At 63.6% G+C, this 12354-nt stretch carries 8 protein-coding genes; 3 read left to right on the top strand and 5 right to left on the bottom strand.

The window, feature by feature from the left end:
• The 4 genes from tolR to JQR87_RS03155 form a co-directional block, all read right to left on the bottom strand.
• Entirely contained in the window at nt 1–444 is a 444-nt protein-coding gene (tolR, locus tag JQR87_RS03170; RefSeq protein ID WP_407292661.1) for a protein TolR, read from the bottom strand.
• Nucleotides 445–455: 11 nt separating this feature from the next.
• Nucleotides 456–1172 (bottom strand): protein TolQ, encoded by a 717-nt coding sequence (tolQ, locus tag JQR87_RS03165; RefSeq protein ID WP_407292663.1) that lies wholly within the window; start codon nt 1170–1172, stop codon nt 456–458.
• A gap of 88 nt (nt 1173–1260) precedes the next feature.
• Nucleotides 1261–3189: a phytase gene (locus JQR87_RS03160; RefSeq protein WP_407292665.1), complete on the bottom strand. Its 1929-nt coding sequence runs from the start codon at nt 3187–3189 to the stop codon at nt 1261–1263.
• A gap of 45 nt (nt 3190–3234) precedes the next feature.
• On the bottom strand, nt 3235–5715 hold the full coding sequence (locus tag JQR87_RS03155; protein WP_407292666.1) for a TonB-dependent receptor: 2481 nt from the start codon (nt 5713–5715) through the stop codon (nt 3235–3237).
• A 367-nt stretch (nt 5716–6082) separates the two neighbouring features.
• Between JQR87_RS03155 and JQR87_RS03150 the strand changes: the two genes are divergently transcribed.
• From JQR87_RS03150 to JQR87_RS03140, 3 genes are all read left to right on the top strand, one after another.
• On the top strand, nt 6083–7504 hold the full coding sequence (locus JQR87_RS03150; RefSeq protein ID WP_407292668.1) for a fibronectin type III domain-containing protein: 1422 nt from the start codon (nt 6083–6085) through the stop codon (nt 7502–7504).
• A gap of 68 nt (nt 7505–7572) precedes the next feature.
• Nucleotides 7573–8499, top strand: coding sequence for a GGDEF domain-containing protein (locus tag JQR87_RS03145; RefSeq protein WP_407292670.1), 927 nt, complete (start codon nt 7573–7575; stop codon nt 8497–8499).
• On the top strand, nt 8486–9514 hold the full coding sequence (locus JQR87_RS03140) for an AraC family transcriptional regulator (RefSeq protein WP_407297841.1): 1029 nt from the start codon (nt 8486–8488) through the stop codon (nt 9512–9514). The genes JQR87_RS03145 and JQR87_RS03140 overlap by 14 nt, the downstream gene beginning before the upstream one ends.
• Before the next feature lie 230 nt (nt 9515–9744).
• Here the strand turns inward: JQR87_RS03140 and hrpB are convergent, their stop codons facing one another.
• Nucleotides 9745–12255 (bottom strand): ATP-dependent helicase HrpB, encoded by a 2511-nt coding sequence (gene hrpB, locus JQR87_RS03135; RefSeq protein ID WP_407292672.1) that lies wholly within the window; start codon nt 12253–12255, stop codon nt 9745–9747.
• Between the last annotated feature and the right edge of the window lie 99 nt (nt 12256–12354).

Raw genomic sequence — 12354 nt, 5'->3', positions numbered from 1 at the left:
TCAGGGCGCCTCTGTAATCAGCCCGAGTTGGGTCACGCCACCTCGCTGCAACTCGGCAATGCCGGCCACCACGTTGCCGTAGTCGGCGTGTTCGTCGGCGCGGACGTAGACTTGGGTATCGGGCCGCTCGGCGACCAGTGCGGCGATCTTGTCGCGCATCTCTTCGCGATCCACGGCGCTGTCGGTCTGGTTCTCGATGTCCAGCTCGCTGCCCAAGTTCCAGTAGTACCCACCGTCTGCTTTGACGGAAAGGGTCACGATGCGCTGCTCTTCGGAGGGCGCCAGCGCTTCGGCCGCGACCTTGGGTAGCTCGATCTTCACGCCCTGCACCAGCATCGGCGCGGTCACCATGAAGATGACCAGCAGTACCAGCATCACGTCGATGTAGGGCACGACATTCATTTCAGCCTTGAGGCCGTGCTTCTTGTGCGGTTTGACGAGCATGTGCTGTCTCCTCAGGCCGCTGCAGCGAAGGCAGGCGCCGTAGCATGCAGATGCCGATGCAGGCGGCCCTGCAATTCGTTACCGAAGGCGTAATAACGTGCAACCAGCGTTTGGGTGCGAGCCGAGAAGCGGTTGTAGGCCATGACTGCAGGGATGGCCGCGAACAAGCCAATGGCGGTCGCGATGAGGGCCTCGGCAATGCCGGGGGCGACGGTCGAAAGCGTCGCCTGTTGGACCTGGGCCAACCCCAGGAAGGAGTTCATGATGCCCCAGACCGTACCGAACAGGCCGATATAGGGGCTCACCGAGCCGACGGTCGCGAGGAACGGCAGCCCTTTTTCCAGGCGCTCTTCCTCCTCGGCGATGGCCACGTAAAGGCTGCGCTCCACGCCGTCGATCACGGCGTCAGGATCGGTGACACGGCTGCCCTGCATCTGCGCGAAGCTTTCATAGCTGGTCAGGAAGATGCGCTGCAGCCCTGCTTCGGCTGGCAGCGTCTGTTGGCTGCCTTCATGGTGAAGCTGCGCCAGATCTTCCTGGCGGAAGCGCTTGAGAAACGCCTTGAACAGGCGCTCGCTGCGCCTCAATGCCGTGCCACGCTGGACGATCAGGTACCAACTGATGAGTGATGCGAGCACCAGAGAGAGCATGACCGCTTGCACCACGATACTGGCTTCGCTGACCAGACCCCAGACGGACATATGTTCAAGAGTGGTTTGGCTTTGCATAAAGTGTTTCCTTCATCGTTGTAGCGCGAGCGCACACATTGAGAGGCACCGTATTGCGCCTTGATGACAGCGCAATGCTGATGCGGATTTACTCGAGCCCGAGCGCGTCGGCCACCGACGTCCAAGGCACGTATTTGTAGTTCTGGTTGGCTTCAGGCATCCGCTTGCGGCCGTCCTGCACCACCAGCATGCCGTCACGCCAAGGACCACCGAGGTTGGCTGAGGTCACTTCCAAACCATCAGTCTCGGACGCGCCGTCGATGCCGAGCGCAGCATTTAGGCCGACTCGGAAACGCCCACGTACCGCGTAGGGTGCTGTGGCGTCCAACACGACGTAGCTGTCATTGCCCTGGCTGGAGATCACCAGATAGTCACGCGCCTTGCCGTGGTACAGCGCGAGCCCCTCGATGTCTGCCTTGACGACACCGCCGGCGGCGATCACCTGCTCCAGCTCAGCGGGGGCCTCGGCCCGAGCATCCAGGGTCCAGACCGCGACATCCTCCTCGCCTACATAAAGCCGCTGGCGGCGGTCATCGGCGACGCAGCCTTCAGGCTGGGTTTGCGTGCGGAAGCGGCGCACCAGCTCAGCGCTGGGTTTACCGGCCACGCCACTCAATCGGTACTGCAAGAACGTGCCGTCCTTGTCGTTGACGAACGCATGAACAGCTCCGCTCGCATCCTTGAACAGGCACATGCCGTAGATGTCTTTGAGCGACGTTGGCGTCTGACCGATGTCGCGCAGCACGCCGGTGGCCGGATCGATGGCGAAGAAGTGCAGGCTGTTGTGATCGCGATTGCTAGCCACTGCGAGATCAACCGTTGCGCCACCGAGATTGAAACCAGTGCGCAGGTCAACATTGTTCAAGCGGCCAACGCGCAGGTCCTGGAGCTGTCGACCCTTGAGGTCGTACACCAGCAGGCCACCCTGTTTGTCGGTACCCAGGACGCGGCTCTGCGAACGGTCGCGTGGGTTGACCCAGATGGCTGGATCGTCCGCCGCATCACCCAGGCTGGGCACCGGATCGGTCCCGACCAGTGGCATGACGACAGCCATCGGTTCGTCGACCTGAACCGGCTTGGGAGTCCAGTCGAGCGTCGCGTAGCGAGCGCCGCGTTCGTCCACCAGGAGCAGGTCAACCCCTGCAGACGTGACCCGAGCGCTGACCTTTTCCGGCTCGTCCAATTCGGTCAGCTCGAACGTGCGATCAAGCGCCCATCGCTGGGCCTGCTGCTGATAAACATGCAAGGCACCGGCCTTGGGATCGAGTACCAGCAACCCGCCAGGCACAAGGGCCAGACCAGCAGCGGCCTTGGCGATACCGCCGAAAGGTGCACGCATATCCACCGGCTCGCGCACCAGCGCCGCTTCGGCCCCGGCGTCGTATCGCCAGAGCCCGACGCGCTCTTCGCTGATATAAAGGCTGTCGCTACTGTCATCGACCTGACAGAACTCGCTTTCCGGCGGCAGGCTCAGCCCGCGAACCCGGCGCGCCTCGGGTAGCGGCCGCCCGTTGGCAGCCACCAGCCACTGCTCACCTACGCCCTCCTCCCCCAGCAGAAAGACGAAGTCGTTGCGCGCGCTGTCGCGATACAGGCACAGCCCTTCAATGGCGAAAGCTGTCTTCGGCACATAGTGCGGTACACCCCACCGCTGCTGGCCATCGATCTGCACCATCATGGCCTGCTGACGCTTCTTGTCGATGGTCGCAACCAGCAACCCCTCAGCGTCGGCGCGGTGATCGAGCGATTCGAAGCGCCCCGGCAGCTCAGCCAGTACCTGATTCTGGCGATCAAGCACCTGCAAGCCACGTGCAGATGACGGATCGACCAATAGCCGGTCGGCATTCGGCCAGAAGCTCAGCGGGCCGAGTAGGCGCGCCTCCTCGGCCGCAAGCACCGGATCGGCAACGCTCAGCATCGGCGCAGTGGCCGGAATAACGGAGCGCGGGTTGCCGTTCTGGCATGCCGCAAGGGCAATGCACAGACCGAGCAACCATGAAGATGAGTAATTACGCATGAAGCGGACGCATCCTTAAGACGGCGCCGAAGCGCCGTCCAATCGTCAGAAGTGGGTCAGGGTCAGGCCGAGCTTGTACGTCCGGCCGTATTCCTCGTACTGGGCGTTGTAGCTGCGACGGCCGGTGTAGACGTAGTAGGACTCGTCCGTGAGGTTGGCCGCCTCGAACGTCAGCTGCAGGTTCGGCGTGAGGTAGTAGCCGGCCTTGAAGTCGACGAACAGCTGCTGGTCGGCGTACAGGTCGTGGGACTTGTCGTCGATGCCGGCCACTTCCACCAGATAGCTCGACTTGTAGTTCGCCGCCAGACGCATGTCGAAGCGGTCGTTTTCCCAGCCCACCATCACGTTGCCGACGGTGTCGGAGTGGTTCGGCAGGTCGACCGAGCGGCTGAGACCCTGGCTTTTGATCGAGGCGTCGGATTTGCTCAGCGTGACGTTCGCACCCAGCAGCAGCCCGTTCCAAGGCGCGGCCAGCCAGTCCATCTTTTGCGAGTAGGCCAGCTCGATCCCGTAGAGCTTGGCGTCCTTGCCGTTCTCATAGGTCAGGGCTTCGCTGAAGTCAGCCCATTCGCCCGTACCGCCGATGTTGGTGTCATAGACGAAGTTGTCGATGTCCTTATAGAAGGCATAAGCCGACACCATGCCCGCGCGGCCCATGTAGTGCTCGATGCCCACGTCGAAGTTCATCGACTCCAGCGGCTTGAGGTTCGGGTTGCCGAACGAGGCTTCGCCGTCATCGGTATCGATGGTGAAGCCCGGCGCCAACTGGCTGAAGGTCGGGCGTACCACGGTGTTGGTCCAGGCCGCGCGTACCAGCGTCGAAGGCGAAATCTGGTAGCGCGCGTGCAGGCCTGGCAACCAGTGGTCGTAGCTGTTCTTGCTGCGGATCGACTCGAAACCATCGTCACGCAAGCCGCTGCCTTTGGCATCAAACCGAGTGCCTTCATAGCGCAGGCCGGCGATGAAGCGCCATGCGTCGACGTCCACGGTGTTCATCAGGTACGCCGCGTTGATGTCTTCGTGCATGGTGAAGTCGCTAAGGCGCGAATCTTCTTCGTTGTAGTAGCTGGCAGCGTCGAGCCCGCCGATCAGCTGCTTGACCGCACCGGCGCTGATGCCCCGGCCGTAGTTGCCCAGTGCGTAATCGACGTTGCCGCTCTGATAACCCACCAGATCGATATCGCCAAGCTTGCCGTACGTCCAGCCTTCTGTGTCGCTGGTCTTGGTGCGTCGGCTGAGCTTGCCACCGAATTTGACCTGGGAGGCGTTGCCGGCCATGTCGTAATCACGGGCCAGATCCAGGCGAATGTTCTTCTCCCTGTCCTTGCCATCGACGTCCTTGATCTTCACCTTGTCCAAGGTGAAAGCCTGTGGATCGTAGAAGTCAGAGCCGACGGACAGGCGTGGCTTGCGGTTGCCGTCGAAACCTACGTCATCGAAATCGCCGGTGAACTTCGCGCCGGCGATGCCCATCGGATTGCGTTCTGTCGCCTGGCTATAGCCGGCCTGACCACCGATCGTCCACTGGTCGATCATGCGTTCGCCGCCTACCACATAGGACTGAATCTTCTGCGTGTCTTCGCGCGACTTGAGGTCGCGCCAGCCTTCTGCCGAGCCGCGCTCGCCCGAGATTTGTGGATCTTCGAACTCAAGGCCCGAGCCGTTACGCGTCTCGGTGTCTTTGAACTTGCTGTACAGGGTGCGCAGGTAATAACTGGAAAGGTCGTCCGGCTGATAGTCGAAATTCAAGCCGAAGCCGGTGCGCTCGCGGGTGATGTCGTAGTCACGCTGCTCAACCTCTTCGAGCCGTGCTACATCGGTGAAGTCCCAGGCGCCGCCCGTCTCGACGTTATCCGAGCCGAACTTGCGCTTCTGGTGGCTGAAGGCTGCGGCTACGCCGAAGTTGTCGATGCCGTCGCCGAGGCTGAAGCGATCACTGATGGCGCCGGAGAATTTCGGACTGGTCTTGCTGACGTTCTCGTCATAGCTGCCCTCGACGCTCAGGCTGTAGAACAAGCCTTCATGATCGAAGGCCGACAGGCTTTCCACTTCGATGGTGCCGCCCAGGGAGTTGGCGTCCATGTCCGGCGTTAGGGTCTTGACCACCGACAGTGACTGCACGAGCTCGGCCGGCAGTACGTCCAGCGCGACGGCGCGACGCTTGCCTTCGGGGGCCGGCACCAGCGTACCGTTGATGGTGACACTGTTGAGGTCTGGCGCGATGCCGCGCACGCTGACGAAGCGCCCTTCGCCCTGGTCGCGCTCCACCGAGACGCCGGGAATACGCTGCAGTGCTTCGGCGGCGTTGTCGTCAGGCAGCTGAGCCACGCCGTCTGCGTGAATCACGCTCTTCACGCTGTCGGAGCTCTTTTGCTCACGCAGCGCCTTGTCGATGCTGACCGATTGGCCGATGACGTCGACTCGCTCAACCGCTTCCTGCGCCCAGACAGGCGCCGAGGAAATGGCCGCGGCCAGCAGACTGAACTTGAACGTCGCATTGCAGATGTGGCGAATTGGCTGCGCCATGGATGACCCCCTCCGATTGAAAAATGCGCCTGGCCAAGCCAGGAATGCAGCGGACGGTAGGGGCGGTTTATGGCACTTCCATGAAGGTCTGGCGGCGCCAGGGTCGGTTCCGGCGCATTTGAGCAGCGAAACGGCAGTCGATGAGCTGAAACGACCCTTTCACTCGATCCGTTACGAGACGTTCTGATGGTTGCTCAGCCCATAAAGAGCTCTGGAATGGGGTTTTCACGGTACTTACCGCACAAAAGATTGCCGTTTGACGCATTTTTTCCTGAGCTGAATCGACCCCCCGCAACGTAACAGAACCGTCATTTGGCTTTGTTTCCTTACGCCCACTCCATCAACCGGATGTATTAAGGAACAGCGGATGTATCACCATCGCTTACTGGCGGCCCTGGCCGTCGCCACTGCCACCTCGAGTCTGTTCACCCTGCCCGCCTGGGCCGAGTCGACCACTCGCGTTAACTCGCCGGGGGCGCCGTACGCGGCTTCTTCGCTGGCCGATCGCATTGTCCTGACACCTGGGGCCAACCCCTCCACTGAAATGGGTGTCGCGTTTCGTACCGACCTGAATCAGCCCACCGCGCAACTGCAACTCGGCCCAGCCCTAGCCGGGCCCACGCTGGACGCGAAGGCGAACATCCTGACAGGCGAGACTCAGCGTCTCGATGCGGAGAACGGTCCGGCCTACTACCACCAGGTCCGCCTCACCAATCTCCAACCGGACACCGCCTATGTCTACCGGGTCAAAGGCGCTGCCGGCTGGAGCGAATGGCTGCAGTTCCACACGGCTAAGGAACGCTTCGCCCCGTTCAACTTCATCTATCTGGGCGACACGCAGAACGACATTCTCTCCATCGCGTCACGCACGACACGTCAGGCACTGCGGAGCACGGCCAATCCTGCGCTGATCGTTCATGCCGGCGACCTGGTCGCTCAGGGCAGCACGCTGAGCCACGACGATGAGTGGGGCGAATGGAACCAGGTTGGCGGCTACGCCTACGGAGGCATCCCGCAACTGCCTGCCGCCGGCAATCATGAGTACCTCGACGACAAACGCGCCGACGGCAGCGAGACGCGTCGCCTCGGTCCGCACTTCCCGCTGCAGTTCACGCTGCCGGACAACGGTGCCGAGGGTGTGAAGGAAACCAGCTATGTGGTCGACTACCAAGGCGTGCGCTTCGTCGTGCTCGACGGCACCGCTGCCCTCGATCTCGGCGCCCTGGAAACGCAAACCGAATGGCTGGAACGCAACCTGCGTGACAGCAAGGCACGCTGGAACATCGTGGTCGTGCACCAGCCGCTGTACACCTGCGCGCGACCGGGCGACACGGAGCCGCTCAAGGGCGCCTGGAAGCCCTTGCTCGATCGTTATGGCGTGGACATGGTCTTGCAAGGGCATGACCACTGCTACAGCCGCCTGACTGATGAAGCCGGCCGCGACGCCAGCGCCAAGGCACGCGCCGCCAATGCGCCGATCGGGCCGGTGTACATGGTGTCGGTGGTTGGCTCGAAGGCGTACGGGTTGAACGGCCGGGCCCGTCAGCAAGGCGACCGCATTGCCGAGCAGACGCAGCTTTACCAGACCATTGCCGTCGAAGAAAACCGCCTGGCGGTGCGCACGTTCACCGCAGACGGTTCGCTGTATGACGCCTTCGATATCGAGCGCGACGGGCAGGGCAAGAAGCGGCTGCGCGAATCGGAATCCCCGCTGCCACCAGAGCGGTTCTGCGAGGGCGCGCAAGGCCCGGACGGCCTGCCGTGCATTGCACGCGACAAGTCGATGTAATCATTCTGTGACATGCCCGCTCCATCCTTGGCCAGCTTTCCGGTTGGCCAGGGCTCCCTGGAGATATCATGAAATCATTCTTGAAGACGCACTGTTTCATGCTGATAGGCCTGTTCGTGGCCATGAGCGCAGGCCTGCAGATCTACATGGCTGTCGGCTACCCCAAGGATGTCATCAAGTGGAGTCACGTGGTCGGAGAAGGCGGCACCGCCACGATCTGCTTCGTCTGGATGATCATGTTCTTGCGTTCGAGACCGGCTGGCCGCATCACACGTCTGCTGTCGATTGGGATGTGCTGCGTCTGCTTCTCGATGTGGATGGACATGCTCGATGAATTCATCAAGCTGCCGCCCGAAGCGGCAATCTGGGACATCCTGCTGGAAAAAGCACCGATGCCCTTTGGCATGTTGCTGATCACGCTTGGTATCTATCACCTGCACAAGGAACAACAGGCGATCAGCGCCCAGATGAGCAAGCGTGAGCGCCTGTTCCGGGAGCACCGCCTGTTCGACAAACTCACCCCGTTGAACGGTGCGCAGTACCTTCGCCAGCATTTGAAGCAAGCGCTCGATCAAGCCGAGACCGAGCAGCAGCCGCTGTCCGTCATTGCCATCGACCTGGACGACTTCAGCCAGATCAACCAGGTCTACGGCCATGAAGAGGGCGATCAGGTGCTGCAGGTCGTCGCGCAACTGTTGCTGTTCAACCTGCGCCAGCAAGACGTGCTTTGCCGGTTGGCCGGTGACCGCTTCGTCGCCGTACTGCCCAATACCGGTGCCGCGCACGCCACGGCGATGGCGCAGGATATGCGACACAGCATTGCCAGCGTGGCCCACCGCACGCAGCGCCATGGCGAGCGTCTACATCTGCGCGCCACAGCCGTGGCCGCCATGGCGATGGACGAGGACGAAGACCAGCTGCTCAAGCGGTTGAACATCCTGCTGGCAAACGCCAAACCCCGTCAGCCGTCGCGGTTACCCCATCATGCTGCCTGAGGCCGGATATGACCGCGACACGCGGTTCATCCTCGCGCATCACCAGCCGGTCGGGCTGATCGACCTGGCGCGCTCCCGTTCCATCGACAGCCATCGCCTGCTCAAGGGGTGCGAGCTGTTCTATGAGGACATCGTCACCCGGCAGGTGCGAATCAGCCCTGAACAGTTCCTCCGGCTGATCGGCAACGCACAGCGTTTGCTGGATGCGCCGGACACGAGCTTTCTTCTGGGTCAGCGCCTGTGGCCCGGACACTACGGGCCCGTCAGTCAATTGCTCGAGCATGCCGACAATCTGGCCCAGGCCATCGAGTATCTGGGTCAGTACCGTGCCCTGCTCACCCCGCTGCTTACGCCGCAGGTGCAGCTCGATGAGAGGCATCTCCACCTGTACTGGCGCGACAGTTGTGGCGTCGGCGAGCTGCTGCCGTTCGTGATCGAGACCACCGTGACCGCGGTCGTCGCCCTCGCCCGCCGCCAGCAGGGCACGAAGCTGCCCTGGCACTTCCAGTTCGCTTATCCCGAGCCGGCCCACGTCGAGCAGTACTGGGTGCATCTCGGTGAGACGGTGTTGTTCGACCGCCCTTCCACCGTCATCAGCCTGCCCCGCGAATACCTGCACAGCCCATGGCCAGGCGTGGGCTCGACGGCCGGCGTCATTGCCCGTCAGGCGAGCCAGGAACAGCTACAGGCACTCGGCTGGGGGATCAGCTTTCTCGATCAGGTGCATGACTACCTGCAGGCGCACATCCGCACACCCCTGAATCTGGAGCGCGCCTGCGCGGCATTCGAGACGAGCCCCGCTTCGTTCAAGCGCAGGCTGAAAAAACACGACACCACCTTCCAGGAGCAGCTGGACGTGGTACGCCGTGAGGTCGCGTTGTACCTGTATCAGATGAAGGGCTACAGCAACGAGGAAGTCGCGCAGTACCTGGGCTTCAATGACATCACCAACTTCCGACGCTCGTTCAAGCGTTGGACGGGGCTGACGCCCAGCAGCGTGGCGGCGTTCTTCTGAGGTGAGTGGCCGCCACTAGGCGTTAGCCATGTGCAGGCGGAGGGCGGTAAAGGCGATCCCGGCGTCGAGCCCGGGATCGCGCTTCATGAAACGGGCGATCTATCAGCGAGGCGAAGAAGTGCAGGTCCTTGGACCACCTGTTTCAGGCCACCACCTTGAAGCGCCTCGACGCCTTGGTGCGCCAGCACGACAGCGCTGCTGGTTCGCCTGCTCCTGCCTGCAGGGACTGATTACTGCCCGCGCGGTTTCGCTCGGGCGGTAGGCTCGGCGACCAGCGGATCGTCCGGCCAATAGTGCTTTGGGTAACGGCCTTTCAGGCCTTTCTTTACCTCGGCGTACGTGTTCTTCCAGAAGCTGGCCAGGTCCTGCGTAACCTGCACTGGCCGGCGCGCCGGTGACAGCAGGTGCAGCTTGACCGCCACGCGGCCTCCGGCGATTCGCGGCGTGTCGGCAAGCCCGAACAGTTCCTGCAGACGCACCGCCAGCACGGGCGGTTGCTCGGTGTAATCGAGCCGGATGCGCGAACCCGAAGGCACCTCGAGGTGGCTGGGCGCCTCCTTTTCGAGCTGCTGGGGCAGCGGCCAGGGCAGAAGCGTCGCGAGCATTGCGGAGAGATCAAGGGCGGCGAAATGCGCCAACCGGGTCACTTTCCCCAGGTAAGGCTGGAGCCAGTGTTCAAGGCTGGCCAACAGCGCCGCGTCGCTGACATCAGGCCATTGGCTGACCGCGTCGCGCTCGAGCTGCAAGGTGCGCAACAGCATGACTCGTGCCTGCCACTGACGAAGCTCCGGCGTCCATGCCAACAGCTCAAGCCCCTTGCGCCGCACAAGTTCGAGCAGCGCATGACTGCGGGTCTGCTCATCGAGGCCGGCCAGTGGTTCGCGGGACAGGATCAGCTCGCCCACCCGCCGTTGACGCTCGGCCCGCAGCGCGCCCTCGCGCTCGTCCCAGTCCAGCTCGTCATGCACAGCCACCTGCTCGGCCAACACGTCCTCGAACAGGGCCGGGTCCAGAGCCGCGGCGCGGTAGATACGCTCTTCACGCTGCCCCTGCTGGCTACCGAGCTCGGCGATGACCAGCCAAGGCTCCTTCATCAGCGCATCCGGCTCGCCGAACTGCGCCGCGCGCCCGTTGGCCAGCCGGTAAGCAGCTGCGCCGTCGCGCCGTTGCTGAGCGATGCGGTCAGGGTAAGCAAAGGCCAGCAACGCGCCGAGCCAGCGCGGGTGGTCCGGCTCGTTCACGGGTTCGCTGGCCGTGCCGCGCAAGAGACCCCGGTATTGCCGGGCCAGCTGACGGGCACGCTGAATGCCCCCGCCGCGCCCACTTTCGAGCAAGGCCAGGCGGCTCGCAAGGTCCGCCCCATCGGCACGGGCGAAATCCCGCTCTCCGAGCAGTGCAGCCAGGTCCGCCGCAAGCGTAGCTAACCCCAGCGCCTCGCCGCGCAAGAGCAAATGGCCAATTCGTGGATGGGTCGGCAGCTCGGCCATGGCCTGGCCGTGCCGCGTCAAACGCCACGCGCCAGCATGCGGCTCGAGCGCACCCAAGCGCACCAGCAGCGCGCACGCCTGGGCGTGGGCGGCCGAAGGGGGCGCGTCAAGCCAGGCGAGCTCGTGGGGTTCGGCACCCCAGCGGGCCAGTTGCAGGGCCAGGCCGGCAAGGTCGGCCTGGAGGATTTCCGCTTCGCCATAGGCGGCCAGCTGCGCATGTTGGGCCTCGGACCACAGCCGATAGCACACGCCCGGCTGCAAGCGCCCGGCCCGCCCGGCGCGTTGCGTCGCCGAAGCCCGTGAGATGCGCCGGGTATCGAGCCGGGTCATGCCGCTGCCGGGATCGAAGCGAGGCACGCGCGCCAGGCCTGCGTCGACCACGACACGCACGCCGTCGATGGTCAGGCTCGTCTCGGCAATGTTGGTGGCCAGTACGACCTTGCGCTTACCCGGCGGCGAAGGTTCGATGGCGGCACGCTGGGCGCCGAGATCGAGCTCCCCGTGCAACGGGCAAAGCACGACTTCCGGCCGGCCAGCGAGCGGCTCGCCCAGGGCTTCGGCCACACGCCGAATCTCGGCCTGGCCGGGCAGAAACACCAGCAGGCTGCCGGCCTCGTCATCGAGGGCCTGCAGCACGGTCTGCACGACGCGGGCTTCGATTCGCTCGCCAGGCTGGTACGGCTGCCCCCACCGCGTCTCGACCGGAAACATGCGCCCTTCGCTGCGAACCACCGGCGCCTGGCCGAGCAGCTGCGATAACCGCTCGCCTTCGAGCGTGGCGGACATCAGCAGGATCTTCAGCGGCTCATCGCGCAGCAGCTCGCGGGCATTGAGCGTGAGTGCCAGCGCCAGGTCGGCGTCGAGGCTGCGCTCGTGGAATTCGTCGAAGATCACCAGCCCTACGCCATCGAGGGCGGGGTCGTCCTGCAGGCGACGCGCAAGGATGCCTTCGGTTACCACTTCGATACGGGTGTTCGGACCGACCTTACTGTCCAACCGGATGCGATAGCCAACGGTGGCACCGACCTTTTCGCCCAGCTCGTCGGCCAGGCGCTCGGCCGCCGCTCGGGCTGCGAGGCGACGTGGCTCGAGCATCAGGATCGATTGTCCAGCCAGCCACGGCTCATCCAGCAGCGCCAGCGGTACCCGCGTGGTCTTGCCTGCGCCGGGCGGCGCTTCGAGCACCGCTTCATCGCGGCTTAGCAGGGCCTGGCGCAACGCCGGCAGGGCTTCATCAATAGGCAGGGCAATCATGGGGACTCCGCTTTCAGGGCCGCGATTATAACGGGCCAAGGCCTCGGCGCGGCGCGAGCAGAGTGATGGCAACATCCGTTGCGAAGACGGCGAACAGAG

This window comes from Stutzerimonas stutzeri (genome assembly GCF_051028275.1).
Classification (GTDB): Bacteria; Pseudomonadota; Gammaproteobacteria; order Pseudomonadales; family Pseudomonadaceae; genus Stutzerimonas; species Stutzerimonas stutzeri_AS.
Note: the sequence above shows the minus strand (reverse complement) of the source record. Positions and strands in the feature narration are given on the sequence as shown.

Excerpts from the sequence above, each read along its gene's own strand:
- tolQ (WP_407292663.1), bottom strand. The coding sequence starts at position 1,172 with ATGCAAAGCCAAACCACTCTTGAACATATGTCCGTCTGGGGTCTGGTC.
- JQR87_RS03145 (WP_407292670.1), top strand. The coding sequence starts at position 7,573 with ATGAAATCATTCTTGAAGACGCACTGTTTCATGCTGATAGGCCTGTTC.
- JQR87_RS03155 (WP_407292666.1), bottom strand. The coding sequence starts at position 5,715 with ATGGCGCAGCCAATTCGCCACATCTGCAATGCGACGTTCAAGTTCAGT.
- tolR (WP_407292661.1), bottom strand. The coding sequence starts at position 444 with ATGCTCGTCAAACCGCACAAGAAGCACGGCCTCAAGGCTGAAATGAAT.
- JQR87_RS03160 (WP_407292665.1), bottom strand. The coding sequence starts at position 3,189 with ATGCGTAATTACTCATCTTCATGGTTGCTCGGTCTGTGCATTGCCCTT.
- JQR87_RS03150 (WP_407292668.1), top strand. The coding sequence starts at position 6,083 with ATGTATCACCATCGCTTACTGGCGGCCCTGGCCGTCGCCACTGCCACC.
- hrpB (WP_407292672.1), bottom strand. The coding sequence starts at position 12,255 with ATGATTGCCCTGCCTATTGATGAAGCCCTGCCGGCGTTGCGCCAGGCC.